The sequence below is a fragment of the Streptomyces sp. NPDC005811 genome (assembly GCF_040630405.1).
In the GTDB taxonomy this organism is placed as follows: Bacteria; Actinomycetota; Actinomycetes; order Streptomycetales; family Streptomycetaceae; genus Streptomyces.
In genome coordinates, this window is the sequence record NZ_JBEXXK010000066.1 from 38938 (window position 1) to 64309 (window position 25372).

Consider the following 25372-nt stretch of genomic DNA (forward strand, 5'->3'; position numbering starts at 1 on the left):
CCGTGTTGTTCTCTGTCATGTGGCTGAGAGCCGATGTGCGCGTTCCGGCCGGACAGTGGGCCGGGGGGACCTGTGCGCGCCCACACCGGCGGACTGCCGCCCTCGGCCACGTCCCTTGAGCGTGCATACCGACAACGCCGAACACCCCGGCGTGCCATGGCCTTCCGTGCACGAGAGCATGGGCGTCCGCCGGTGCCTCCGCCTTCCAGGGCACGATCCGGTGCCCGTTACGGTGGGAGCACTCTGCCCAGGCTGGGCCGGCCGGACCCGCGCGCGCCGGGCGGAGCTTAGGCTCCGTGCAGTGGAGATGTTCTGGATCACCGTGATGGCCTTCTGGTGGGGTGCGGGTGCAGGCCTGCTCATACCGCGTGCGGCGTACCGGTTCTGCGTGCCGCCCGAAGAGTCGTGGCGGGCCGCGTGTCCTGCCGGACATCCCCTTGCCGGGATCGCGGGAGGCTGGCTTGGGCCGGCCCGGTGTTCCCACGGTGACTCCTACGGTCCCAGCGCTCTCCTCCTTGCAGCCGTCTCGGCCGGGACCTGTGCTGGACTGGCGGCCGCCACCGGGGTCCGTCCCGAGCTGGCGGTCTGGCTGTTGCTCACCCCGGCCGGTGTACTGCTCGCCGTCGTGGACTTCGCATCGCACCGGCTGCCCGATGTGCTCACCCTGCCGCTTGCTGCCGCGGCACTCGTGTTGCTCGGTGTCGTTTCGTTGCTGTCCGGTGACGGCGGCCGGTGGACGTCCGCGCTGCTCGGCTGCCTCGTGCTGGGGACCTGCCACTTCGCGCTCTTCCTCATCGCCGGGGGTTTCGGGTTCGGCGATGTGAAACTCGCCCTGGTCCTGGGTGCCGTCCTGGGCTGGTACGGGTGGACCGTCCTCCTGGTGGGGACGTTCGCCGGGTACCTGCTCGGCGCGCTGTACGGGATCGGCCTGATGCTCGCGGGTCGGGCCGGCCGCACGAGCAGGTTCCCGTTCGGGCCGTTCCTTCTCGCCGGGACGCTGGTCGGCGTGCTTCTGCGCGCCCTGTAGGTTCCCGTCTCGCCTCTCCTCATCTGCGTGACGTCGTCTCGGGTCTGGCGATGGCCCGGCCGTCTTGCCGACGACGGGGAGCTGAACCCGCCGCTCGGCAGGTGTGATCGTCTGCGGACGGTATGAGGCGGAGGCCGGGTCTGTGGTCCTGGCCGTTCGTGCTGCCGGTTGCCGATCGGCCCCGGGGACCGGACCCGCCAACCCACACCGCATACACAAATGTTGAGTGGGAACTGAAAATAAATTAGTGACTCTGCCAGATGGTTTAGTGGATTCTGCTACCGTGGTACGGAGTTGAATGTTCCGGGAGGGTGAGTGAGTCAGTTGCCGCAGGAGGAGACGGTCAACGCGACCACGGCGCGGAACAACCTGTACTCCCTGGTGAAGCTCGCCGAGGAGGAGGGGCGCTCCACGGTGATCACCAGGCACAGGGTGCGTGCTCTGCTGGCGCCGCTGGACCGGTTCCCGGCAGCCCGGAAGACCGATGCCTTCCCGGCTCACGTGCTGAGCGCGGCGCAGAAGGACTTCGGTGACCTCGTCACGCTGGCGGCGCAGGGCGAGCCCCAGGTCCTCCTTCGCAACACCACGCCGGTCGCGGTCCTGCTCCCCGCCGGCCCCGCCGCAAGTGCCCTCTCGTCCGACACGGCCGCGCGCCCCGGCGCGGCACCCGCTGGAGGTGCGGTGACCCGCCAAGGCAACCAGGACCGCGGGAGCGCGCCGCGCAGGCTCGCCACGCTGGGCGACGCCATCGGTTCCGTGCTCACCGGCGGCCCGGCCGGCGGCCCCGTGTTCGGGCTGCCCGGCCTGGACGCCGCGACGGGCGGGCTGCAGCCGGGCCGGCTGACGCTCGTGGCGGCGCCCCCGAGCGTCGGGGGAAGCCTGCTGGGTCTTGCCGCCGCGCGGAACACTGCGCTCGTCGACCACGGCATGGTCCTGTATGCGGCGTCGGGGCCGAGCAGGGACGACATCTTCCGCCGGATCCTCTCCGCCGAGACCGGGGGCGACTACCCGCGCCTGAAGCAGGGCCGCCTCACCGGGCACGAGCAGCAGGTCGCCCGCCAGCTGGTCCAGGCGGGTGACGTGCTGCTCATCGACGACGGCACCAACCTCACGGCCGAGGACATCGCGGACACCGCACCGCACATGGAGGGCCTGGCCCTGGTGGTCGTGGACCGCCTCCAGGCCGCGCACAGCGCCCGCCTGCCGCTGTCCGGGGACCGCCTCCCGGACGCCTCCCAGGTCCTGGCCGGCCTCGCCCGCGACCTGCAGGTACCGGTGCTGGCCGTCGTGGACAGCGACGACCCCGCACTCCTGGGCCTCCTGGACGCCGACGTCGTGGTGACACTCACCGCGACCCCGGACCCGGCCAAGGTCCAGGTGACGGTCACCGAACGCGACTTCGGCATCATCGGCTCGGCACACCTGCAGCCCGACCTGCTCCACGCCCGCTTCCTCGACGCCCAGACCGCCCCCCTCGACCGCGACCACACCCCGGCCAGCCCGGGTCTCTCACCGGCCGCCGGCGGAACAGCGGCGCTGGAACTGGCCGAGGCCGCCCTTCCCTACACCTCCGGCGGACACCGGGGGATTCCCGCCGCCCTCACCCGCGAACTCGCGGCATGGCGGACCGCGCTCGCCAGCGGCGACCAGGAAGCCCTGCAGGAGATCCTGCCGTCACTGCTCCAGGCCGGCGCGGCGGCCGCGCGGATGCCGGACACACACGAAGGGCACCGTCTCGCCTGCGCGCTGCGGACCTTCAGCCCGCTCGCGTCCGCTGCCCCCGCCGCAGGCATCACTCAGGCTGCTGCTGATGCCGCTGTCCACCCCCTGGCGGACAGCGGGCCGCCCCAGGACGATGCGGCGCAGGACGAGCAGGACGAGCAGGACGGCCAGGACGGTCTGGCGCCGGGGGATGAGGAGGACGAGCCCGAGGGCCACATCTTCCCCGCCCTGAAGATCCTCAAGGACGCGGTCGACCGCTCGAAGATGCACCCGATCAAGGTCATCCGCACCGCGGAGCGCGACAGCGGCCCATGGCCGCTGATCAGCGAGCACATGGACGGCGAACCCCGCTGGGTCCGCCCCGACGTCACCCTCACCCGTGTTCCCCACATCAACACGAACGGAAAGCGCGTCCGGCGCGACAAGCTAGACGTGCCCGACGCCTTCAGCGAAGGCGTGCTGTGCCTGATCGACCGCAACGGCAGCTTTCCCTCCGCCTGTTCGGCCGTTCCCCTCGCACCGAACAAGCTCCTGCACACCGGCCCACTCGAAGCGTTCGACAAGACCCAGGCCGGCATCTATCTCATCGACATCCCCGTCTGGACGCGCACCGACATGCCGCACCCGCTGGGCCGGATCATCGAGCGTCCCGACGAGGAGGGCCGCGTGTGGGTCACCACCCCCCACATCAAGCAGCTGGAAAAACTCGTCCGCGAAGGCCACCTCGCAGCCGCGCCGGCCATCCACGACTCCTGGACCGGGAAGGCCAACGAGAGCCTCTTCAAGCCGTTCTACGAAGCGTCCCGCACGGCGCGCACCGAGCTCCTCCAGGCCGGCGGCGACCCCTACAAGGCCTACAAGACCCGGCTGTCCATCGCGCTGCGCCTGCTGTGGCCCAAGCGGCAGGAGCAGCGCTCCCCGTTCTGGCGGCCGGACTGGCGCATGAGCATGGTCGCCGAGGCATCCGTCCGCCACTGGACCGTCGCGTTCAAGGCCGTCCAGGAAGGGCACACGCTCGTCGCGCTGCGCAACGTCGACCAGGCCATCTTCTGGACTCCACCCGGCACACCGCCCTCCACGTACCGGATCGGCACCGGCTTCGGCGAAGTGAAGCGCAAGTTCGTCCAGGCCGGCGAGACCGTCCCCGAAGGTGACGACTGATGGCCGGCCCCACAGGCCGCGGCAACTCCCTCGGCGCCGCCCTGGGCGACCTCCTGCGCTCCCAGGTCACCCCACGCCACCGGCTGTCCTCCTACACCGCCAAACACTGGCACGCCCAGCTCAGCCAGCTCACCTCAACCCACCGGGGGCAGCAGGCACTGGCGGACGCCGGTCTCCACGTGACGACCAAGACCCTGATCAACTGGCTGTCCGACACCGAGTACAACATCCGCCGCGGCTACCGCGACCTCATCCACACCGCGTACGAGAACACGGCCATCGTCCCCGCCGAACCGATCCCCGACCACATCAAGCAGGGCCAGTACGAGATCAGCGGCATCGTCAAGACCGGCGACGACGAACGCGAACGCGGGAACCGGCGGGCCGCCCCCCTCCGCATCGACGGCAGCCGGGGCCACTGGGACGAGATCGAGGAACTCTGGCTCGCCGGCCGGCTCACCGACGACGCGTTCGAGGACCACTTCATCGACGACGTCATCGTGCAGGACATCGGCGAAGGCACCGACGGATGGGAGTTCCCCGGCACCTCGTACTCCGTCGAAGTCAGGTAACAGCACGAAGCGGTCGAGGACGGCTCCGCTCCCGCCGCTGACGCCCCTCCCCGGGAGCCTCCCGCGGGCGGGGGCTCCCCGGCCGAGGCCGGGGGAGGGGACACCGCCACCGAACCCCTTGGGCTCGGCTCCGGGGGTTGCCGTGCGGTACCCACTGGCCCGGGGCGGGGCGGAGCAGGCCGACCTTCGTGGCGATCAGCACGTGCTCCGGGTACGGGTAGAGCGCTTCGTGCATCATGTGCTCGACGGTGTGAGGACCATAGGCGTCCGCGGTGTCGCTATGGGTGATGCCGTGCGTGTGCACCGCCTGCCTGAGCACACTGAGCGCGGTGTCGCGGTCGAGGGGGTGCCTCCACGTGCCGGGCCCGGTCAGGCGCATGGTGCCCAATCCCAGCCGAGAGACTTCTTTCCCGGCGATCGTGATGGTGCCGGCGGGCAGAACGTGATTCATACGGCGGCCTCCTTCAGGCAGAGCCGCAGGGTCTGCTCGATCGCGTGTGTCTGGCTGTCGGAATCGCTGGTGACCCGCTGGTGGGGGATGTCGTCGTTGGCCAGGAGGCGGTGCACGTGCTGGTCGACGAGCCGTCGATAGCGGGCGTCGTAGTCGTGGCCGGTGTCGACGGGCACGCTCTCGTCGAGCACCGTCGCGAACAGCAGGTTGTACTTCGGCAGTTGCGTGGAGGCCAGTGTGAGGAGGCGTTCGCGCTCCAGCCGCGGCGGGACTTCACCGCGGTACTCCAGCGCGGCGTGGAAGTAGGCGACGGCGTCGTGAGCGGCCCGGTCAACGAGGACGACCTCGGCGCCCTGGGCGACCGCGCCGATCTCGTCCGCAATGCCCTGCGTGATGATCCACTCGGTGGACTGCGCGGTGTGGTGCTGCATCTTCGGCAGGCCCGCCGCTGCGGCGCGCTTGGCGAGTCGGCCAGTGCGCGCCACGGTGACGCCCTCGGCGCGCAGCTCCATCTCTATGCGCTTGAGGAGCGTCGTCTTGCCGGTGGAGTGGGTGCCGAGCACCCCAATACGGATCGTCTGAACGGGAGTCACCACAGGGTGGGGTCCTTGTCTGGTGCGGGGGCGCCGGGCAGGCCGGGCGGCACCGCGGCGGCGATGAACTGGTCCCAGATGTCGTATTCAGCGGCCATGGCGAGCAGGAGCTGCGCCGTGGCATATGCGTCGTACGTCGCACGGTGTCGGCCCGCGCGCGGGGCTTGTGTCAGGTCTGGCCCGACGTGCTTGATCAGCGCGTCGAGGGTGTATGAGGGCAGGCCCTTGTATGTGGCCTTGGCGAGGCGCACGGTGTCGATGACCCCGGCCGGTTCCCACGTCGGGAGGTGCCGGCGCAGCTCCCGGTAGTCGACATGCGCGTAGTGCGCGCAGATCCAGTCCTGGCCGAGGAAGTCGCGGACTTGACCGGCGAGTTCTGCCCACGCCGGCCTGTCCGCGAGGAACTCGTTGGTCAGGCCGTGGATGCTCGCGGCGCGCCCTGTGACTGGCCGTTCCGGGCGGACCAGCCAGGCCCCGGCGGTGCTGGTGTCCGGCTGGCCGCCGCGCACGGGCAGCGCGGCAATCTCGACGAGGTCGGGCGGGTTAGTGCCGTTGCCTTCGACGTCGACGACGAGCACACGGTGCGGCCAGGTCTGGAAGTTCATCGTGTCGGTGTTCCGTTCTCCGCCTCCCAGCCGATGGGGGCCCGGCCGTGCTGGCGGTAGAGGTGCGGGGTGCGGCGGTCGTGGCACTGGTAGCCGAACAACTGCTGGAGGTAGTTGCGTGTCGGTCCGTCCAGGCCTTCGACGATGATGGCGCGTTCGTCGATCTCGATGGGGCCTGTCGCGCCGAGTCCGCGCGCCTCGCGGGTGACCTCGGTCAGGTCGGGCTTGGTCCACGCCTGCTTGCACCGCGTGATCTGCGCCGGGGGGCAGATACTGCACACTTCGCGGATGCCGTAGTGGCCGTTGTAGTCGGCTTCCCCGTGGGCGAAGGTCACGCCGCAGCTGGTCTTCCGGAACAGGTGCCCGTACGGCGCTTCGGCATTGTCGGGGTCGCGGAAGGCGTCGAGGATCATGGGGGCACTGGCCTTTCAGCAGGCCAGCTATGACGCGAGCAAGCGCAAAGGCATCGACCTGCTGTTCACCTCCAGCTTCAACTCCGTCAGCGACCCGCTCGAACCCGCACTCTTCAGTTACCTCAAGGGACAGCCCTACAACTACACCGACTACGACGACACGGAGACGGCGAAGCTGTTGGAAAGGGCCACCCGGACCTTCGATGGCACCGAGCGTGCGAAGATCGTCATCGAGGCGCAGCGTAGGTGGGAAGCGGAGAACCTCAATATCCCGCTGGTCGCCGCCAACACCGTGACGTTCCTGAACAAGCGCCTCGCTGGCGTAGTGACATCCTTCGCCTACTGGTCGATGCCGAAGATGGCCTTCATCGGGGCAGCCGAGTGACGAGCCCACGCCCGCGCAGGACACCAACTCGCCTGACCAGCAGCGTCCTTGACGACGGTGCCCTCACGTGCCCGGGCCAGCAGGTCGAGAGCCTCACCGTCGAACTGGGAGCCTGATCACGAAGCAAGGGCGCCCCAGGGAGGCGCGCCGTTCCTCCTGCTCGACCGCGGCCTGCTCGGCCCGCTCCGCCGCGTGCTGGCTCTGAACGTAGTGCTCCAGGCGGCGGATCCGATCGGCGATCGCCCTTTGCGTCGTGTCGAGGGTCTGGGTCGGAGTGCTCGGGAGGGCACCTGCGCCGATGCTCTCAGCCGGCCCTTCCAGCGAGGTGACCTTGACAGTCAACTCGGCATGGGACCAGATCAGTTGCGTGAGCGCCCACACCCCGGCCGAACGTCCCGTCGACCACCTTCACCAACTCGACTCGCCCGCTGGCGCGTGAGCGCCGAAGGAACAAAGAGGAGCAGGACCTCACTATGGGGCCGCAGCCGGAACCGGAGAATGCAATTACCAAGGCCCTGAACCCGCAGCGCCGCCTCGTCGGCGGCCGCGCATCCCTCGGCTGGACCGCGGCCTCGCCGGGAACCGAGGGCGGGAGCGACGAGCGCGTCATCCTCGATGAGTCCTCGCGCCGGATCACGGTCGGCTCGCCGACCGCACGCGCCCGTCCCTCAGCCGACCATCTGGGAGGACATCGGCATGCTGCCAGGGCCCCTGTGTGCTCTGAGCGGGAGAGGTTCGGCTGAAGATCACCGGAATCGGCGTCCTCGTCTGCGACGGGGCGCTGCATGTCGAGGCTGTCATGAGGCATCCTGGGCAGGTGCCGTTCAGGCTTGCCTGCCGGTGTGGTGGCGGGTGAGCGTGTGCCAGCGGTGTTCGAAGCCGTGGGTTGCTTCGATGACGTATGCGGGTGTGATGGGCTTGTTGTACTGGGCGGTGATGCCCAGGTGGGTGCAGGCTTGTGCGATGTCGGTCGGGGCAGGCGTTGTGGTGTGGTGGCGTTGCTGGGCCCAGACGTTGTAGACGCGCCAGCGCACGAAGTGGCGGCGTAGGTTGGCTGGGCTGACGGGGTTGCCGCCGCGGCCGAGGAGTCCTTTCCTGGCGCAGTAGGCGGACAGTTCCTCGTCGCTGGGTTCTCTCCCTTTCTGGTCCTGGTACTCCATCCATGCCAGGTAGTACCGATCGGGAACGCTCAGGCCGCCAGGGGCAGGCGGGAGTTCGCCGACGAGAGCATCCGGGCGGAGACCTTGCGGGGCTGACGCTGCTCGCGCGGTAGCCGTCTCGGGCTCAGCCCGGGTCAGGGGCTTGCGGTTCTCCTGTGTGCTGGCACCCTCGGCGGCCAGGAGGCGGAGTTCACCTGTGCTCGGCTCCTGCTGATGGAAGGAGGCGATGAAGCCCGCCTGATCTCCGTCGGTGAGGATCCCGCCGTCGGCACCCCAGGCTTCGGGTTTCTGCGTATGGGCCGATGGCGCGGCTGCGTCAGGGTGGGCGCCTCGGTCCTGGTCGTGGCCGACCCAGGCGCTGTGGACAAGGGCGTCCCAGAACGGGTCTGGCGCGTCGTGTGTGTCGGCGTTGTCCGGGATCCGGGACGGGTCACCGGGCCGGAGTGACTTCCCGGTGGCAGCCGGTTCGGCTTGGGGCTGCGCGAGGAACTCCTGGTACGCCTGCGTGACGCTCTCGGCTGCGTGCTGGCGGACCTGACGTGTATCGGGCGGCCGCTCGGGCACTTTGTCCCTGTCCTGTGAGCAGGGTGGTTCTGCCGGTTGCGGTGCTGATTCCTCGCCTTCTGGCGGGATGGCAAGTGGACGGTCGGGGCCCGCGCCGGGAGCGTGATCTTCTGCCCTGTCCGGCGTGGTGACCTGTTCGAGGCGGACCAGTACCGGTGCGTCGGTGCCCATCGCGGCGAGTGCGGCGGGGGCGGTTTCGGTGAGGGGGATGCCGTAGCGGGCCAGGCGCAGGGGTATCAGGGACTCCACCGGGGCCTTGCGGCGCCAGGCGCGGCCGAAGCGGGTGCGCAGGCGGGCCTGGTAGACGAGGCGTTCCTGCTCCAGCTTGATCACCTGGTCGTAGGAGCGGAGTTCCCAGAGCTTCATCCGGCGCCACAGCAGGAACGTCGGGGCGGGGGAGAGGAACCAGCGGGTGATGCGGACGCCCTCCATGTGGGTGTCCGCGGTGATGTCCGCGATCCGGCCGATCGCGTGCCGGGCGGCCTCGACCGCGACCACGAACAGGATCGGGGTCACCGCGTGCATGGCGGTGCCCAGCGGGTCGGGCCAGGCGGTGGCGGCGTTGAAGGCGATTGTGGCCGCGGTCAGCAGCCATGCCGTCTGCCGCAGCAGGGGGAAGGGGATCCGGATCCAGGTCAGCAGTAGGTCCAGGGCGAGCAGGACGCAGATGCCCGCGTCGATGCCGATCGGGAACAGGGAGGAGAAGGTCCCGAATCCCTTCCGCGCGGCCAGTTCGCGTACGGCCGTGTAGGAGCCGGCGAAGCCGATGCCGGCTATGGCCGTGGTGCCGGTGGCGACGACGGCGACGAGAACGCGGTGTCCTGTGGTGAGGGCTGGTCCGGGCCGGCCGGGGGTGGGGCCGGGCCTGTTGGCGGGTCGGTCTGCGGCGCCGGCCCCGGTGGTGTGCGGCGCTGCGGTGTCGGGGGTGTGCGGTGGTGCGGGTGGGCGGGTCATGGGCGGGGTGTCCGTCGGGTCTGGCGGGTGTGGGGTGGTGGGGCCGGGGTGTTGAGGAGGTGGTTGATGAGGTGTTCGGTTTCGGGTTCGAGGGAGCAGTCGAGCATCTGGTTGATGTGCTGGATGCGGGTGATGGCGGTGTGCAGGCCGTGCCGGTTGCCGGCTGTGTGTTCGATGCGGAGCCAGTCCCGGTAGAGCACCTCGGCGCTGTCGTCGGCGTCGAGGCCGCAGGCGACGGCCCGGCGGGCGGCGTGGAGGTCGTGGTGGGGGCCTGCGGGGGTGCGGTGGGCGGCCACGGTGTGCGCGACGTCGATGATCCTCGTGGTCATCTCCTGCTGGAGGGGCTGGGCCCAGGGCAGGGGCCGTGTGCCGAACGGCCGGCCGCGGACCAGGGCGAGTGCCTCCTCGAGATCTGCCAGGCCGGCCGGTCCCTGAGGCAGGGCGGGTTCGGCGAGCTGGAGGAAGCGGGTCCAGTCGCAGCGCACGTCGGCGGAGAGCCGGTAGGGGTCCTCGCCGGAGGTGCGGCGGGGGACGTAGGGGTGGCCGGCAAGGTCGCTGCCGAGGCAGCGGCGCAGGCCCTGGAGCCGGGCGTTGAGGGTGCTCGGCGCCCAGGGACTGAGGGGGTCCATGTCCAAGCACAGGGTGTCCGCGGTTCTGCCGGGCCGGAAGTAGAGCAGGGCGGCGAGCTGCGCCATCTTCGGGCCGTGGCCGGTGTGGTCCACGCCGGTCACCTCGACCGGTCCCAGCACGCGGATCTCCGGGGCGATGGGGTCGTCTGCCTGGTGTGCGTCGGGTTCCTGTCCGGCGTGATGTGCGGTGGCGGGCACGCTGGCGGTATCCGCACGCTCGGCGGACGGGGCCGTGTCCGGCGCGGAGGCCGGATGCTGCCGGTCCCGTACCTGCACCGTCGTCAGGGTAAGGGGAAGAGGGCGTATGGCGGAGGGGCCGGTGGTGGCGGCGAGCAGGGCCGGGAACACCCCGCCGCCGGCATCCGTCGGAGCTGTCGGCGCAACAGTCCGGGCGGCGGCGTTCGTGGGCGCGATGGGCACCGTGGCGGCATCCGGCGGATCCGTGGGCGAGACGTCCGGGGCGGCGGCCGCGGGTGCGCTGGGTTCCGTCGCCGTGGTCTGCTCCGGCTGCTGCATGTGGTCGGGCTCGTCCGGGATGTTCTGCCAGGGTTCCTCGGCTGGATGGGCGGGCTGGCCGGACACTTTGAGTGCGGTGGTGATCTGCTGGTAGGCGGTGTGCTCCAGGCGCTGCACCGTGATGTGGGTGCCGGTGTGGGCGAGGGCTTGCGGCTCGCTGAGGGAGGCGTTGAGGATTTCCGCCTCGGGAAAGTGTGCGGCCGTGGTGTTCGCGGGGGCGATGAGGGTGACGGGGACGGTGTCTGCCTTGTCGATGAGGTCGGCGAACTGCCAGGCGGTGTCGGCGTCGAGGGCGGAAGCGCACAGCAGCAGATAGGGCTGGTGCCTGCTCTCGGGTATCTGGTGTGCTTCCAGGAGGTGTTCGCCCAGATCGCGCAGGGCGTGCGCAGCGTGGCGCAGGTGGGAGATCCGTGCGGTGGGCAGCAGCTGCGGCAGGTCTTCGCCGAACCCGACGGTGACGACCTCGACGTCGCCTGCCCATGGGCTCATGCCGAGTTCGAGGGCGAGTGAGGTGCACACTTCGGTGATGTGGAGGGGGTTGCCGTCCAGCAGCAGCGCGGGCAGCTGCGCGAGGTTGAGCAGCAGCAGGTCGCCGGCCGGCGTGCTGCCGATCGTGACCAGCCCCGGATACGGTGCCGGTACCGCGCGGGCGTCGTCCTCGTTCAGGAGTTCGGCGTCGGCGGGCAGGGTCCACCAGCCGTCCTGTCCGGAGTTGAAGGGTGCGAGCGGTTCCTGGGCGAGTTCCTCGGGCAGCACGTCGACCGTGCGGGCACCGATGCGGGCCGCCCGCAGCGGTGGCGGGAGGGCAGCCTGGTCGTGCTGGGCCGCCTGGTGGGCCAGGGTCCGCAGCGCTACGTCCAGGCGAGCCGCGCCCTCCGGTTCGGCCGCTGCCGCCAGCTGGGCCTCGGCCGGTGACGGATGGGCCGCGATGGCGATCTTCTCGCCGGGCTTGCGCCGCCGGCGCTGAAGGGCCCTGCGCAGGGAGAGCGCGCCGGTGACGGCGGCGGCCAGCAGAGCACCGGCGCCCAGGACGGTGTGCAGGGTCAGCGGGCCGGCGGAGGGGGCCGGCGAGGGGGTCTCGGCGGCCGTGGCGGCGGGGGAGGAGGCTGCGGCTGGATGCGACGGCCCACCCGAGGCCGGGGCCGTTGCGCTGCTGGTGGGGCTTCGGGGCGTTGCGTCAGGTGTGGCCTGCGGTTGTTCGGTGCCGGAGTCGCCCGGGGTGGCGGTCGCCGGAGAGTGTGGCGCGGGAGCCCCCGCGGTGCCGTCGCCCGGACTCTCGCCGGTGCCGGGCGCCTGGTCCGGCGCGGGCGTGGTGTCGCGGCTGCCCGCATTGTTTGGGTGGGTGCTGGATGGTGCGGACCGGGATTCCGGCACGGTCACCTGCTGCCCGGCGTAGATGACGTCAGGGTCGGTGATCTCGGGCAGGCCGTTCGGCTGCGGCCTGCCGGCGCTGGCCGTGAACAGGGTAGGCCACTTGTCGCCGTCGCCCAGCTCCTTCTTCGCGATTTTCGACAGGTAGTCACCGGGGCGGACGGTGACGATGCGTCCACCTGCCTCGGGGGCGGCCTCGGGCTCGTCGTCCAGCTGGGTCCGCAGGCCCTCGGCAGTGGGGGCTGTGGCGGGCATCCGCAGCTGCCAGCCGGGTTGCAGGAAGCTGCTGGCGCTGAAGACGAGGCCGTCGGCCATGGTGCGGCCCTCGTTGAGCGCGGCGATCTCCCGCCACCGCGCGCCGTCCCCCAACTCCGCTTCGGCGATGGCCCACAGACTTTCCGCTGGCCGCCTCTCGCGCACCGTGTACGTGCGCGCCGCGTCTGCCGTCGCCGGGACGGATGCGGGGGAGGCCTGCCCGATCGCGGCAGCCTGGGTCTGTGCGGCCTGGTCGGCTGCGGCGGCCGCCCTTGTTGGCGCGGCCGCGTGGGCGTCGAAGGCCAGGGCGGACCCCGTGGGCAGCAGGACCAGGATGCTGCCGATCAGCACGGCCGCGGCGCGCTGCGAGGCACCCATCCCACGCGGGGCACGCCAGGTCCGGCCCCGCAATTGCGCGATCAGTTCGCATGCTGCGCAGAAGCCGAATTGTGCCCATCCGATCCAGCCCACCGCCACGAGCAGCAGCAGGAAGGCCGCTCCGGTGTCTTGACGGTCCAGCAGGTGCACCAGGTCGTCGTGGGCGGCGGCCCACACGAGAGGGGTGACCTGGGCCAGCAGCATGGGGAGTCCGGCGACTGCGACGGTCAGGACGATCAGGCTCAGCATCGCCCCGAGTACACGGGCCGGGGTGCGGCCGGGCGGCGCGGCGGGAATCGGGCGGCTGGGCATCAGTTTCCTTCAGCGGTGACGCCGTGCAGGAGCGTGGCGGTGCCGTGGCCGGTCACCGGCAGGGAGCCGACCCCGGCCACCGACAAAAACCTCGTGGCGTACGAGCCGGTGACGGTGACGGTGAGGGTCGCTCTGTCGCTGGAGACGCCGACGGTGCCGGTGGCGGCGGCTGCCTGCAGGTAGGCCTGGGCGGCGGCTGCCGCGTCCTGAGGGTTCACGACGATCGCGGTCCCGTTGATGGCCTGCGCGGGGTCGATGGCCTGCCCGCCCGCGCGGGCGGCCTCTCCGGCGAGGTAGTCGGCGCGTTCGGTGGCGCGCATCTTGCCGCCGCCGTCCACGGCGATGCCGATGATGCCGATCAGCGCGATCACGCACACGGCGACGAACACGGTGATGCCACCCCGGTCACCGTCCCACCGTTGTGCCTGGCCGGGGAGCGTCTCTTGGCCGGTCATCAGTTGCCTCGTGTGCGAAAGGTGTTGGGTTGGTGGGGTGGGTGGTGGGGGCTGGTCGGGGTTGTGGGCTGGGGTTTTGGGGTTCGTTCGTTGGGTGGGTTTGGCAGGTCAGTTTCGGGATTGCTGAGGGTGTGGCCTGTATTCAGGTGGGGTGTACGGGCCGGTTTCTGTGTGGGGGTGGGTTGGTGGGCGGGTTGAGGGTGGTCCGGTCGGCTGGTGGTGGGGACGGTGGTGTGGGGGAGGGGTTGGCTGGGTTTGAGCAGGGGTTGGTGGACCGGTTTTTGCTGGCGGGGTTGGGGGCGGGGATTTCGGATGGGTCGTTGGCGGATGACCGGTCGGTGTTGTGTGAGGTGTTGCGGTTCACGGGGCGGCGGGTGTGGGAGGTGCGGGCGCAGGATGTGGATGGGTGGCTGGCGTGGTTGCGGGAGCGGGGTCGGGCGCGGTCGACGGTGTATGACCGGGCGAACACGGTGGCCCGGTTCTACGACTTTGTGATCTCGCGGTATCAGGGCGAGGTGCATGCGCGGACGGGGTGGGTGGTGGTGCAGCCGGTCGATGAGTTCAACCGGCCCAGGCACGCCGGTTATGGGCTGGTGCGTGTTCCTCCGGGTGCGGGGGAGGTGGCGGCGTTGTTCGAGGGGTGGCGGCAGGCGCTGCCGGGGGCGCGGAAGTATCTGCCGGCGGTGCGGAATTATGTGGCGGCGTCGTTGTGGCGGCGGGTGGGTTTGCGGTTGAACGAGTCGGTGATGCTCGATGTCGGTGACTGGCGCCCGGACCTGGGCGCTTTCGGGAAGCTGCATGTCCGCTACGGCAAGGGGAGCCAGGGACGCGGGCCGCGGGCGCGGCTGGTGCCGGGGATCGACGGGGTGGACGTGCTGCTGAGGTGGTGGCTCGAGGAGATCCGCCCGCACTTTCCCGGTGACCACACCGATCCACGGGCGCCGATGTTCCCCGGCGAGCGCCGCAGTACGGCCGGCCGTGTCGGTGCGCAGGGTCTGCGGAACGGGCTGGCTGGCGCGGTGGAGCGGTTCCTGCCGGTCTGGTCGGGGCGGCTGTCTCCGCATGGGCTGCGGCATTTCTGTGCCTCGTCGCTGTATGGGCGGGGGGTGGATCTGAAGGCGATCCAGGAGCTGCTGGGGCATGAGTGGCTGGCGACGACGACCCGCTACATCCATGTGCGCTCCGAGCACATCGAGCAGGCGTGGGTGGCGGCCAGTGCGCGGGTGGCCGGCCGCCTGGGTGTGGGGGAGGGGCGGGGGTGCTGATGCGGTGGGAGCTGCGCCGGCGGGCGGTTGAGCGCGGGTTGGCGACGTCGGCCGAGGTGCGGCGCCGGCTGGCGGCGGCGGGGCTGCGCGTCAGCGTGGGGAAGATGTCGGCGCTGTGGTCGGCCACGCCGGTGAGCATCCGGCTGGACGACCTTGAGGTGATGTGCGCGGTGCTGGGCTGCGAGCCGTCCGATCTCCTCGTCCGCGATACGGCCCCGCACGTGGCCGGCGCCGCCGTCGCCCGGCCCGGGATGCAGCCAGCTGGGCCGGTCCCGGGAGCGGCGGTGCGGGAGCCCGGGCCGCTTCGCCGGCTGGCGCCGCCGCTGTGAGCGGCCCGGCCCGCAGCAGGGTCATGTGCACGGGGTGCGGGCGGCGGCCGCCGGCGATGCCGCGGGTGGAGTTCTGCTTCTCCTGCTGGCCGGGCGGCCCGGTCATCCCGCCGCCGTGTCTGCGCTGCGGCTCTGGCCGCCTGTACTACGCGGGAGGGCTGTGCGAGCGCTGCCACCCGGGCGCGGTCCCCCCTGTGGATTCGTGCACCAACTGCCTGGCGTGGGGCGCCACACGGCACCTGGGCTGGATGTGCAAGGGCTGCGCGACCTGGTGCCGCACATACACCCGGACCGCCGCGTGCACCGTGTGCGGGCATGAGGCGGTCCTGGACACGGGCGGGATCTGCCGGCTGTGCCGCAAACAGACTCTGCTGACCCGCAACGCCCGTCACCGCGCCCCCACCGCCCACTGGCAGCAGGCCTGCCGCACCGGCCAGCAACTGTTCTTCGCCGATCTGTTCTCCAGCCGGCACCGCGGCGCCGCGATCGTCGCGCCCGCACCGCTGCGCCCTGAGCCGGCGCCGCCGCCCGTGCACCGGCAACCGGTCCTGTGCGACGCGGCCCGCACGCTGCGCCGACGCGGCATCGAAGGGCTGGCCCGGCGCGCGGATCCCCATCTCGCGGCGTGGGCGGAGCAGTTCACGCGTGAGGAGGCGATCCGCTACGGCTGGAGCCGTGACACGACCTGGCGGGTCCGCACAGGCGTCAATATCGTCCTCGGCTTTCTCCAGACCCCGGGCGCCGCGCTCACCGTCGACGACGTCGCCGTGCTGACGGAGGTCAACCTCCCCCACGGCCACGTCACCGCCATCCTCGAGCGGGCCGGCCTGCTCACCTGCGACCGCGTCCCCGCGGTGATCGCCTGGGCCGAGCGGCAGATCACCGCGCTGCCGCCCTCCATGGCCGGCGAGGTCCGCGCCTGGCTGGCCATGATGTACGAGGGCAGCACCAGCCCGCCGCGGCGCCATCCCCGCTCCGAGACCACCATCCGTCTGCATCTGCGCTGGGCCATGCCCGCCCTCACCCGATGGGCTGCCACCGGCAAGACTTCCCTGCGCGAGATCACCCCCCGCGACATCCGCACCGTACTTCCGCCGACCGGAGCCGCCCGGACCCAGACGGGTCAGGGACTGCGCTCGATCTTCCGCCTCCTCAAAGCCCAGCGCCTGGTGTTCACCGACCCGGCCCGCCAGGTCAGGACCGGCTTCCCCGCCCCCACCATCCCGATGCCACTCCCGGTCGAGCACATCCGCGCCGCCCTCGACTCCGCCGACCCCGCCCAAGCACTACTGTGCGCGCTGATCGCCTACCACGGTCTGACCCCGCACCAGATCCAGCGCTTGCAGCTCACCAACATCCGCGACGACCACCTCGAGATCGACAGCCGCAGGATTCCACTCGCCGCCCCCGTGCGCCGGCGCCTGGCCGCCTACCTCGACCACCGCCGCCGCCACTGGCCCACCACCGCCAACCCCCACCTGTTCCTCCACTTCCGCAGCGCCACCACCCACGCGCACGTCGGCCACCGCTGGATCAACCTCCGCCTCGGACCGCACCTGACCTGCCGCGCCCTGCGCAACGACCGCCTGCTCGACGAAGCCCTCGCCACCAACGGCGACGCCAAGCGGCTGACCGACCTGTTCGGCATCAGCACGCGCACCGCCCAGCGGTTCACCACCACTGTGGAACACCCAGACCTCCGCGACCGGCCACCCGGCCCCATCGGCCACAGTCGGTGAATCGCCTGCGATCTCCTGATCACGCCGCCGGCGGTAGGGAACTTCGGGCACGGCAGGGAGATGGCCCATCCCACTTGGGCTTTACCGAACAGCACGAGGCCCCGGACAATGCGGTCCGGGGCCTCTCTTCGCACGGGAATGTGCGTCCTGTTCGACGATCCGCCGACGAGGCGGCCATGCCCATCGCACGAGAGGCCTTGATCGCCAGCGTGGTGCCGGCGGTCAAGGCCTCTGTGCTGCGCGGGTCAGGCGCGGCGGCCTCGGTGCAGGGCCTGGCGGGCGACGTCGTAGGCCATGCCTGCGATCACGAGGGTGACGGCGGGCCAGACGACGCCGGGCTGCACGTGGCCGGTGATGATCGCGGCGGTCAGCCCGGACCCGCCGCTCACGGCGCTCACGGTCGAGACCACGGAGGCCGGCGGGACCGGGACGCCGATGCGGCGCCAGGGCTGCGGCTGTCCGTCGACGTCTCCGCGGCCGTGTTCGGCGAGCTGCTGTTCACGAACAGTGCCGTCGTGCGCGTGCTCGTCGACCTGCTGCTCACCGTCAGCCCGGTCGTGCTTGCGGTCGACTCGCTCGTGCTGCTCGCGGAAGTCGTCCTGCTTTCGGCCTGCAGTCTTGCTCTTTTTCGTGCGACGCTGGGAAGGCATTGAGCGCTCCGTCTGCTGGATTCAGGTTGAGTCTGTGCTGGTGGGACTGGGGTGCTGAAAGGGGTGGGGGCGCTGCGTGCCTAGGAACACGCGGATGGCCCCACCCCTTCACTCCGGCTTCTTCATCACCGCCCCATTCCCCTTACGCTCCCTCCGGTAGTTCCGCACCCAGGTCTTCTGCCGGGCCCCCGTGTTCGCGAGACTCCGGGCCCTCATAGCCCCGAGACTCTGCGCGCAGTAGGCGGCGACGATCACGATGTTGGTCATGATGCTGGCCGTGAAGCCACTGCCGTGGATCAAGGCGAACACCCCGGTGGCGACGAGGGCAGTGGCCGCCACGCCGCTGATGAGCAAGGCGCGGCGGGTGCTGCGGATCTCGCGGATGCGGCGTTCCTTAGTCTGTTCCTGGCGCTGACGGCTCTTCTCGATCCGGGCCTTGCGCATGCGAACCTGCGTGGGCACGGCGTCGGCGGTGGGCGCGGTGTAGGCCTCCTCCAACGCGGCGGTCTCGGCCCAGCGTTCACGCAGCTGGGCGCCGCCCTCGATGATCGAGGCGAGGCGTTCGGCGTTGGCCTCGGGCGTCTCGTTCAGCTCGACCGGCGCCCACAGGTCGTCGGAGACGGCGGCGAGCAGCGGGTCGTCGTCGTTACGGCCGAGCGCCATGCGGGTGAGGTCGTCCTCGCTCAGCATGGAGGGCGGGTCGTCCCACCGGGCGGGGACGGGCGGCATCTCGAGCTCGTCGAAGTCGTTGACCGGGCCGCCCTGCTGGGGAACCTCGTTGTTCGACATCACGCTTCCTCTCCCTCCTTCTTGATGAGTCGTCCCTCGAGCTGGTCGTCGCGTTCGCGCCTGAGTGCGCGGTCCTGGTCGCGCCTGCGTTTCCGGTTCTCGGCGGCCGTGACCGCGTCGGACTTGTTCTCGGACTTGATCGCGGCCAGCAGCGCCATACACCGCTGGCGAGCCCGCGCGGCCTGTGTGCGCTCGGTGCTCACCGGGATGTCCTTGTGCTCAGCGCGTTCCTCGGCGCTGTATCCCTGCGACTCCAGGTACAGGCTCGTGCGGTCGTTCTCGGAGAGGGTGGCCAACACGCGCACCAGGTCCGCGTGGTCTTCGAGAGCCACGACAACGGCCTCCGGTGACGTGTGCGTGGCGATCGCGGCCAACAACTCGACGGCGACCGGGGTATCGACGTCGTCCACGGCATCCTGCAGACGGGTCTCTCGCTTCTGCCTGGGCCCGACCTTGCGGAGCTGGTCGGTCACGCGACGCTTGAGGATGGTCTGGAAGTACGCCTCGGGCGTCTCGATGTTGCCCCAGGCGGCCTGAACGGCGCGCATCGCGTCGGCGGCGGCCTCCTTGGCGTCCTCGAAGTCCTTCAGACCGAGCTTCTGCGCGGCGCCGACGCCGCGGGGATACCACTCGTTGTAGAACCGAGTGAACGAGTCCATGCCGGTCGTCGACCGGTCCTCGTGCTCCGTCATGGGCTGCCGCCCATCCGACCCGGCATCGTGGTTCTCCTTCTCCGCCGCGCTCATTGCCCTGGTACTGGGCATGTCGCGGCGGAGCCGCCAAGCGTCCCACTCCGGACCGAAGTGTGGCCCGCATCACATATGCTCGTGTCGCACCCCTCCAAGGGCCACCAAGCACCACAGCAACGTTCTCGTCTACGGTCCACCCGCCGGCCCTGGCTCTACCGGCACTACCCCGCCCGCCTAGCTGCGAGTTGTTCAGCCTCAGCATCCAGGCCGCCACCCGCTACAGCGTCACCTGGAACTTCCCCTCCGTGTGACGGCCTGCCGTGCGGGCTCCGGGCCGGCCCAGGATTCCGGCCGGCCCGCCGCACCCCTGCCTCACGTCAGGGCGGGGACCAGGACGGCCAGCAGCGCGATGAAGAGCGTCATGACGCTGAAGAACACGAAGCTGCCGCGGCCGATGGCCGTGGAGACCGACGATCCTCCCTCGCGGGAGACGTTGTAGCCGATCAGACCTGCGACGGCGGAGACGGCCGCGAGGGCCACCAGGGCCAGAAGCAGCATCAGGAGGCTCTGCACGCTCACACCGCACCCCGCTGGTTGCGCTCGCGGGAGACGGCCTTCGTGTGCAGCTGTTCCGGGATCCAGATCCGGCGCTCGCGGGCCGCCTGGTAGAGGGCGGTCCTGAAGCGCGACCTGCGCTGACGGACTGCGGCGACGGTGAGCTTCAGCCGTTCGGCGATCTCGGCGTCGGGGAAGCCCATGACCGTCAGCCGCACGACCGCCTGCGTGTGCGGCGCCTGCTCTTCGAGGATGTCCTCGAAGTTCGTGCTGAACACCTCCGAGTCGTCGATCTCGTAGCTGGCCGCCCGGAGCAGCCCGCCGATGCCCGCTTCGTTCGCGGCGTCCTCGGTGAAGTCGTACACGGCGTGCAGACGGGCCCAGCTGACCCGCTGCCTGGCCCACCTCACGTACGCGCGCCGGAACACCCATACGCACTGGCCGATGAAGTACGACATCAGGCTGCAGGCGCCGCGGGGTCCGTTGTGGTCGGCCTTCCAGCCCTGTCCGCGCTGCAGGTCGCGGCGGAACTTGCGCGTCGCCTCGGTGAGGACGTCGACCATGATGATGTCCCGCTCGAGGGGGCTGCTGCGCAGCAGCCTCGTGTCGTCCTCGTGAACGAAGAACTTCCAGCCCCTGTTCTTGCACTGCTTCACGGCGAGCCGGGCAAGCGTGCCCTCGCGGAGCATGCCGAGCAGGCGCGGCTCGGCCTCCCGGACCAGCTCGATCTCGAACACCTCGTAGGCCAGCCCCTCGAAGCCGCAGCCGGCCAGCTCCTCGATCCGCGCGGCGTCCTGCCCGATCCGGGCCATGTGGTCCCCGCCCAGCACCGCGTCGATGGTCTCGATGATCTCTGCATCTACACTCATGGCATAAGCCCCCTCGTCCTGGTCTGCTTCCGACCTCCGGCGATACTCTTGAGTCGCGCGATTGAGATGCGAAGCAGATCGCTTGTTGTAGGGGCTTATGTGCAGGGGAAGTTGGTGAACGTGACACACCAGCTGAAATTTTTTCGCGAGGCTCAAAACAATCTGCGGGCCCGCGATTGCTCCACGGACCCGCAGCCGAAAACTCGCACCCGGCAATTGACTGGACGAGCGCAGACCCTCACTCTGTAACCCCTGGGACCGCAACCGCGCTACGACGACCAACCAGCGCGCTCACGCCCACTGCATACCCAGCGTCCGCAGTGCATCGAGCTGTTCAACGCTGAGTTTGTCCCTCCTCGCGCGGGTGTTCGATACCCATACGCCCAGTTTCACGACCACCGGCTCGGTCTCGGCCGCGATCGTGATCTGTTCGCTGTGGCCCCTCGGCACGGGACGGTCCGCGCCTTCTCGTTCCACCCACTGCGCGAGCGCCGCCAGGCCCCGCTGAAACGCCTGCTGCGCCTTACCCGGACCCTTGGCTGCACGCCCGGCCGCCGGGGCGGCAGAGAGCTCCTCAAGCGGCTTGACGCCCAGCACGGTCAGCCGCTCCCGCTGCTCGGGCAGGAGCCGCGCCCAGGTGCCCGGCTGCTTCTGCTGCTGGAGCCACTTGCCGATGTCGTCGCCGTCCATCAGCACGCCGGGTGCGATGTCGGGCAGCTGGCCGTCGGCGTCGACCAGGTCCGCCAGGACGCGGTAGTGCCGCTGCCAGTCCAGCGGCCACGGGCAGTCCCAGTCCGGGTCGAACTCGGTGAGCTGCGCCGCGCGCACGGCGGCCCGCTCCGGGTCCTTGCCCAGGCCGTTCTTCTGGCCCTTCCGCCGGAGGTTGGCCATGTGCTGCCCGACAGGCACCATCGCCTCGCCCTCGCCCCACACCGCGTCCTGACGCGGCGCGAGGTGCCCGGTGGCCCGCCGGAACGACCGGAGCGCGGCGAGCTTGGCCTCCCACGCCTCCTCGCCCGGCTCCCAGACCATCCCCGCCTCCGGCGCGTCCAGGAGGATCTTGCGACGGTCCTCCAGCTCCCCGGCCCGCAGAGCCTTGCGCTGCTGGTGCACCCATCGCCCGAGGGGGAAGTCCTTCGTGACGCCGACCTCGACCTCAACGTCATAGGGCACGGCGTAGACGCCGGCGATGTCGTTCTTCCCCCGCCAGCGCAGCAGGGCCTGATAACCCTGCAACCACACCAGCGACTCCGGCCGGTACACCCGGGTCCGCAGGAACGCGGCGATGGTCGCGGCGTCCCGGGGGGTGGAGAAGTGGAGCAGGGCGGACTCGGCAGCGGCGTCGGTGTCGTCGTGCTCCTGGTCCTCGCCGTCGCTCTGGCCGCCGGCGCCGACGATCCGCCCGTCCTCGTCACGCTGGATGTGGACCTTGCGCTTGCCGCGGGTGAGCGCCCGTGAGGCGAGCTGCTCGACCAGGCGTTCGTCATGCGAACGCAGGCCCTGGAGCACGGCTACAAGGGGGCGGAAGCTGGCACTGGCGACCATGTCGGTGGGGTCTTCGTTCGGCTCCAGGAACACCGGCACGATGATCCTGGCCACCTTCGTGGAGCCGTCCTTGTTGAGGCGGAGCGCGCGGCCGATGTTCTGCACGATCTCCACCTGGGAGCCACGGGTGTCCGCGAAGCAGATCGAGTCGACTCCCCGCTCGCCGGTGATGTCCACGCCCTCACCGAGCACGCGCACGGACGCGAGGAAGGCACGGTGCACCCGGCGCCCGGCGGCGTCGATGCCGCCTGCGAACTGGCGCAGCGCCTCCCGGCGTTCGGCGACGGTGTGGTCGCCGCACAGCCACGCCGACCACACCCGGTCCGGGGGTACGTGGCGGCCGGCCTCCAGCTCGTAGAACTCCGCGTCGATGGAGGACTTCGGCAGCTTGTCGGCGGCGGCCAGGTCCTCGCCCGTGGCGTCGTTGACGTACAGCTCGGCAGCCGTCTCCGGCAGCTTCTCCGCGAACGCCGCGGCCTCCTCCACCTTCTGGTGGAACGTCATGACCGTACGCAGGTTGTACGCGGCGGCGTGCTCCAGGAGCGCGGTCTGCAGGAGCGCCAGGCGCCGGCCCCGCCGGGCCTCCTCCGACTCCCCGATCACGGGGGAGGGGTCGCGGATCTCCAGGACGTCGATCTCGAACCCGGCGAGGATCTCCCGCTCGATCGCCTCGCTCAGCCCGAGCTCCGCGAGCCACGCGCCGTACGTCCCGTTCGGGTCGTCGGCCATGGTCGCGATCTCCGCCTCCTGGCCGTCCGCGCCCTTCTGCGGGCGTGCCGCGGCGAGGATGCGCGGCGTGGCGGTCAGGTAGAGCCGGAAGTCCGCCGGGATCCGCTGGTTGTCGTGGATCGCCGCCCACGGCCGACCAAGATCACCGGCGGTTCCGTGCGCCTCATCGACGATGGCGAGCGAAAAACCGTCCATGCGCTGCCCGTAGAGTCGCTCCCCGCCCGCCAGAGCGGCCTCCAGCGGCCCGCGAACCTTCCGCTGGCCCACGGGAGCGTCGATGTCCTCGCGGTCCACGAGAGAGGCGTACGTGGCGAATATGACCACGGGCCCGGACCCGGCCCACAGGGCGAGCTGGATCGGGTTCGTGGTGGTCCGCACGCCCAGCGCGTTCAGCACCGGGTCGTTCTCCAGCGAGCACACCGCGACCATCGGGGCCCGGTGACCGACCAGGCGCCACGCCTGGGCGGTCTGCGCGAGCAGGTCCAGGGTCGGCACGGTCACGAGGATCCGGCTGTCCGCGAAGCTCTCCAGCGCGCTCGCGGCGGCCATGATCGTTTTACCGGAGCCGGTCGCTGACACGATCGTGCCACGGGCACCCTGCGGGGGCACGGGTGACCTTGCAGGGAATCCGACCCACTTACGGAAACTCGACTTCTGGTCGATCTGATGTTTCTTGAGTGGAATCCTGCTCATCGTCCGTCCCTTTCCCCCGTGTCATGCAGCCAGCTGTTGTGAAGCCTTTCCAGCGCGTTTTCCTCCTGGCCGTGCTTCGCCCAGATCCCTTCGAGCCAGAGCGGGGTCGTCTCGATCCTCTCGCACAGCACCAGGAACCCGGGCAGGTCGATCAGCACGAGCTCATCCGCGAACATGCCGCCGGGCCCGTAGCGGCGCCACAGTCGCTCCAGCCGCGCCCGGTGCTCGTGCAGGTACGCCTCCAGCGTCTGCGGGTAGGTCGCCCGTTCCGCCAGGCGTACGGTCCGCAGGGCGACGTCCACGAGCTCCCGGGCCGACTCCCTGTCCCACTGCTCGGAGTTGGTGCCGGTCACGGCCGCGTAGTGCCACTCACAGACGGCGAGGACCTGTTCGATGAGTTCCGCCGGCGCTTCGGCATTCTCGGCTTCCCGTGCCGCCGGGAGCTGGTCCTCGGCTTCCGGCAGGTGCGAGGGGGCCCGGTCGTCGGCCTCCACCAGGTCCAGGGCGTGGTGGGTCAGGTGCTCCAGGAGCAGGCGGGACAGCGCGCGGGCGGGGTCACTGGCGTGCAGCTGGGTGTCATCGGTGGCGGTGCCGCTGGGGAAGCCGAACTGGCCAGGGAAGACCATGGCGCGGGTGAAGAAGTCGCAGAGGATGCCGAACATCTCCGGGTGCGGCAGGTGGGTGAGTTCCTGGGCGGCCTCGGCACGCGCGGCCAGCATGACCGTGGTGACGAACCGCCGACGCGCTTCCTCCTGCTGCCGTGCCTGGCCTTCCTCCCCGTCCTCACAGGCCTCCACCACCCGGTACAGGCCCTGGTCTCCGTACACGCCGCCGGGCTTCTCGTGCGCCTGGCGCACCTTGACCACGGCCTCTTCCACCGATCGCGCGTACGCGTAGTGGGTCAGCGTGGCGGCCCCGTCGTGCTCGGCAACGGTCCGTTGTGCCACGACCCGGTAGCGGGTCAGCCCGGCAGGCTCCCCGCTCTCCTCCGAAGGGCCGGCGCCCTGCTGCCGCGCCGTGGTCCCGGAACCGTCGAGCTGCTCCTGCCACCGCAGGAAGCTCTCCGCCTCCTCCTCCGCTGCCTGGTACGCAGCGTCGTACTTGTCGTCCCCGAGCACGGCCGCGGACTCCGCCCACGACGCCAGCAGCTCGGCGTGCTCCCACCGCTCCTCCGACCTGGGGAGCAGACCGTGCCTGCCGTCCATCAGGGAGGGAAGCACAGCGACGACGGCGGAGGGCGCGGCCAGGGCCGGTACCGGGATGAGCTCCGTGTTCTCCAGGCCGTATTCGTCCACCGGGACGTACGTCCAGAGCCCGGAGAGCGAGGACCACGTCAGCGTCAGACCGGAGGGCCACTCGCGGACGTTCACGAGAGGCGTGCTCACCCCCCAGCTCCACGTGGCCACGCATGCCCCGTGGTGGGCCTCATGGCGGGCCACCGAGTGGGAGGCATCCGGGAAACCCGCCCGCGCGAATTCCTCATCCACGGCGCGCACGTAACGCTTCCAGATAGGGAATGTATCCACTTGCCATTCCTGCCTTCCGAGAAAATAGAAACCGATCCGGGTCGCGGTCAGCGTCCCGTCCGGGTGGTTGGGGGGTGTCCCGTGTTTCCGCCAACGGTACATGCTGCATCAACCTGATGCACGCGGCACACTGGAACCCACACGAACGAGCGACCCCCCACCCAGTAGCCAGCCCGGCCCGCGCCAGCGGGCCCCAAGGGACTGGAGGCGCAGCCGGAAGGACCGTTGAGGGCGGGGGAGCGCAGCGGACCCGCCCGGCCGGCCTGGAGCGTCAGCGGAAGGCCGGATCAGGACGAAGTCCTGCTGCTCCGGGAGCGCAGCGGACGGAGCGTCAACACGACTGCGCAGCAGTCGTGTTGTGCGGGACGCGCAGCGTCCCGCCAGCGCTCCCGCGGAGCGGGAGCGCAACAACCGCGCGCAGCGCGGTTGTTCGCTTGCACATCGCGCAGCGATGTGGTACCCGCTCCGCGG

Annotated in this window: 22 protein-coding genes; 7 read left to right on the forward strand and 15 right to left on the reverse strand. The window is 70.6% G+C overall.

The features are described from left to right. Positions 1-307 precede the first annotated feature (307 nt). The 3 genes from ABZ490_RS44535 to ABZ490_RS44545 all read left to right on the forward strand — a co-directional run bounded on the left by ABZ490_RS44535 (position 308) and on the right by ABZ490_RS44545 (position 4482). The gene (locus ABZ490_RS44535) at positions 308-1027 is read left to right on the forward strand and encodes an A24 family peptidase (RefSeq protein ID WP_359004068.1); all 720 of its coding nucleotides are present in this window, start codon (positions 308-310) and stop codon (positions 1025-1027) included. Positions 1028-1342: 315 nt separating this feature from the next. After that, complete coding sequence (locus tag ABZ490_RS44540) at positions 1343-3910, forward strand: DnaB-like helicase C-terminal domain-containing protein (RefSeq protein ID WP_359004000.1); 2568 nt, start codon at positions 1343-1345, stop codon at positions 3908-3910. Continuing rightward, complete coding sequence (locus tag ABZ490_RS44545; RefSeq protein ID WP_359004003.1) at positions 3910-4482, forward strand: hypothetical protein; 573 nt, start codon at positions 3910-3912, stop codon at positions 4480-4482. Before ABZ490_RS44540 ends, ABZ490_RS44545 begins: the two co-directional genes overlap by 1 nt. On the opposite strand, the gene ABZ490_RS44550 is transcribed toward ABZ490_RS44545, so the two are convergent. From ABZ490_RS44550 to ABZ490_RS44565, 4 genes are read right to left on the reverse strand one after another with little or no spacing between them, the layout of a single operon-like run. Further along, complete coding sequence (locus tag ABZ490_RS44550) at positions 4475-4933, reverse strand: aldo/keto reductase (RefSeq protein ID WP_359004006.1); 459 nt, start codon at positions 4931-4933, stop codon at positions 4475-4477. The two genes, ABZ490_RS44545 and ABZ490_RS44550, sit on opposite strands and share 8 nt — an antisense overlap. Continuing rightward, the gene (locus tag ABZ490_RS44555) at positions 4930-5526 is read right to left on the reverse strand and encodes an AAA family ATPase (protein ID WP_359004009.1); all 597 of its coding nucleotides are present in this window, start codon (positions 5524-5526) and stop codon (positions 4930-4932) included. Before ABZ490_RS44555 ends, ABZ490_RS44550 begins: the two co-directional genes overlap by 4 nt. Then, entirely contained in the window at positions 5523-6131 is a 609-nt protein-coding gene (locus ABZ490_RS44560) for a 3'-5' exonuclease (RefSeq protein ID WP_359004012.1), read from the reverse strand. The genes ABZ490_RS44555 and ABZ490_RS44560 overlap by 4 nt, the downstream gene beginning before the upstream one ends. Further along, the gene (locus ABZ490_RS44565) at positions 6128-6544 is read right to left on the reverse strand and encodes a hypothetical protein (protein WP_359004015.1); all 417 of its coding nucleotides are present in this window, start codon (positions 6542-6544) and stop codon (positions 6128-6130) included. Before ABZ490_RS44565 ends, ABZ490_RS44560 begins: the two co-directional genes overlap by 4 nt. Between ABZ490_RS44565 and ABZ490_RS44570 the strand changes: the two genes are divergently transcribed. Beyond that, positions 6543-6929, forward strand: a complete 387-nt coding sequence (locus ABZ490_RS44570) for a hypothetical protein (RefSeq protein WP_359004018.1) — start codon at positions 6543-6545, stop codon at positions 6927-6929. The two genes, ABZ490_RS44565 and ABZ490_RS44570, sit on opposite strands and share 2 nt — an antisense overlap. A 93-nt stretch (positions 6930-7022) precedes the next feature. On the opposite strand, the gene ABZ490_RS44575 is transcribed toward ABZ490_RS44570, so the two are convergent. The 4 genes from ABZ490_RS44575 to ABZ490_RS44590 form a co-directional block, all read right to left on the reverse strand. After that, the gene (locus tag ABZ490_RS44575) at positions 7023-7310 is read right to left on the reverse strand and encodes a hypothetical protein (protein WP_359004021.1); all 288 of its coding nucleotides are present in this window, start codon (positions 7308-7310) and stop codon (positions 7023-7025) included. A gap of 443 nt (positions 7311-7753) precedes the next feature. Continuing rightward, the gene (locus tag ABZ490_RS44580; protein ID WP_359004024.1) at positions 7754-9607 is read right to left on the reverse strand and encodes a DUF2637 domain-containing protein; all 1854 of its coding nucleotides are present in this window, start codon (positions 9605-9607) and stop codon (positions 7754-7756) included. Then, positions 9604-13068 (reverse strand): hypothetical protein, encoded by a 3465-nt coding sequence (locus ABZ490_RS44585; protein WP_359004027.1) that lies wholly within the window; start codon positions 13066-13068, stop codon positions 9604-9606. The genes ABZ490_RS44580 and ABZ490_RS44585 overlap by 4 nt, the downstream gene beginning before the upstream one ends. After that, complete coding sequence (locus ABZ490_RS44590; RefSeq protein WP_359004030.1) at positions 13068-13523, reverse strand: pilus assembly protein TadG-related protein; 456 nt, start codon at positions 13521-13523, stop codon at positions 13068-13070. The genes ABZ490_RS44585 and ABZ490_RS44590 overlap by 1 nt, the downstream gene beginning before the upstream one ends. 269 nt (positions 13524-13792) lie before the next feature. Here ABZ490_RS44590 and ABZ490_RS44595 point away from each other — a divergent pair, with 269 nt between their 5' ends. The 3 genes from ABZ490_RS44595 to ABZ490_RS44605 all read left to right on the forward strand — a co-directional run bounded on the left by ABZ490_RS44595 (position 13793) and on the right by ABZ490_RS44605 (position 16856). Next, a complete protein-coding gene (locus ABZ490_RS44595) occupies positions 13793-14788 on the forward strand; it encodes a tyrosine-type recombinase/integrase (protein ID WP_359004033.1) in 996 nt (331 codons plus the stop codon). After that, positions 14788-15117: a helix-turn-helix transcriptional regulator gene (locus ABZ490_RS44600; RefSeq protein WP_359004071.1), complete on the forward strand. Its 330-nt coding sequence runs from the start codon at positions 14788-14790 to the stop codon at positions 15115-15117. The genes ABZ490_RS44595 and ABZ490_RS44600 overlap by 1 nt, the downstream gene beginning before the upstream one ends. 194 nt (positions 15118-15311) lie before the next feature. Beyond that, positions 15312-16856: a hypothetical protein gene (locus ABZ490_RS44605; RefSeq protein WP_359004036.1), complete on the forward strand. Its 1545-nt coding sequence runs from the start codon at positions 15312-15314 to the stop codon at positions 16854-16856. Positions 16857-17101: 245 nt separating this feature from the next. Here the strand turns inward: ABZ490_RS44605 and ABZ490_RS44610 are convergent, their stop codons facing one another. The 7 genes from ABZ490_RS44610 to ABZ490_RS44640 all read right to left on the reverse strand — a co-directional run bounded on the left by ABZ490_RS44610 (position 17102) and on the right by ABZ490_RS44640 (position 24760). Beyond that, positions 17102-17506, reverse strand: a complete 405-nt coding sequence (locus tag ABZ490_RS44610; RefSeq protein WP_359004039.1) for a hypothetical protein — start codon at positions 17504-17506, stop codon at positions 17102-17104. Positions 17507-17614: 108 nt separating this feature from the next. Continuing rightward, the gene (locus tag ABZ490_RS44615) at positions 17615-18295 is read right to left on the reverse strand and encodes a hypothetical protein (RefSeq protein WP_359004042.1); all 681 of its coding nucleotides are present in this window, start codon (positions 18293-18295) and stop codon (positions 17615-17617) included. After that, the gene (locus tag ABZ490_RS44620; RefSeq protein WP_359004045.1) at positions 18295-19041 is read right to left on the reverse strand and encodes a hypothetical protein; all 747 of its coding nucleotides are present in this window, start codon (positions 19039-19041) and stop codon (positions 18295-18297) included. Before ABZ490_RS44620 ends, ABZ490_RS44615 begins: the two co-directional genes overlap by 1 nt. Before the next feature lie 315 nt (positions 19042-19356). Next, positions 19357-19563, reverse strand: a complete 207-nt coding sequence (locus ABZ490_RS44625) for a hypothetical protein (RefSeq protein ID WP_359004048.1) — start codon at positions 19561-19563, stop codon at positions 19357-19359. Continuing rightward, a complete protein-coding gene (locus ABZ490_RS44630; RefSeq protein ID WP_359004051.1) occupies positions 19560-20408 on the reverse strand; it encodes a hypothetical protein in 849 nt (282 codons plus the stop codon). Before ABZ490_RS44630 ends, ABZ490_RS44625 begins: the two co-directional genes overlap by 4 nt. A 291-nt stretch (positions 20409-20699) precedes the next feature. Beyond that, complete coding sequence (locus ABZ490_RS44635) at positions 20700-23375, reverse strand: Helicase associated domain protein (RefSeq protein ID WP_359004054.1); 2676 nt, start codon at positions 23373-23375, stop codon at positions 20700-20702. Then, positions 23372-24760, reverse strand: a complete 1389-nt coding sequence (locus ABZ490_RS44640; protein WP_359004057.1) for a hypothetical protein — start codon at positions 24758-24760, stop codon at positions 23372-23374. Before ABZ490_RS44640 ends, ABZ490_RS44635 begins: the two co-directional genes overlap by 4 nt. Positions 24761-25372 lie beyond the last annotated feature (612 nt).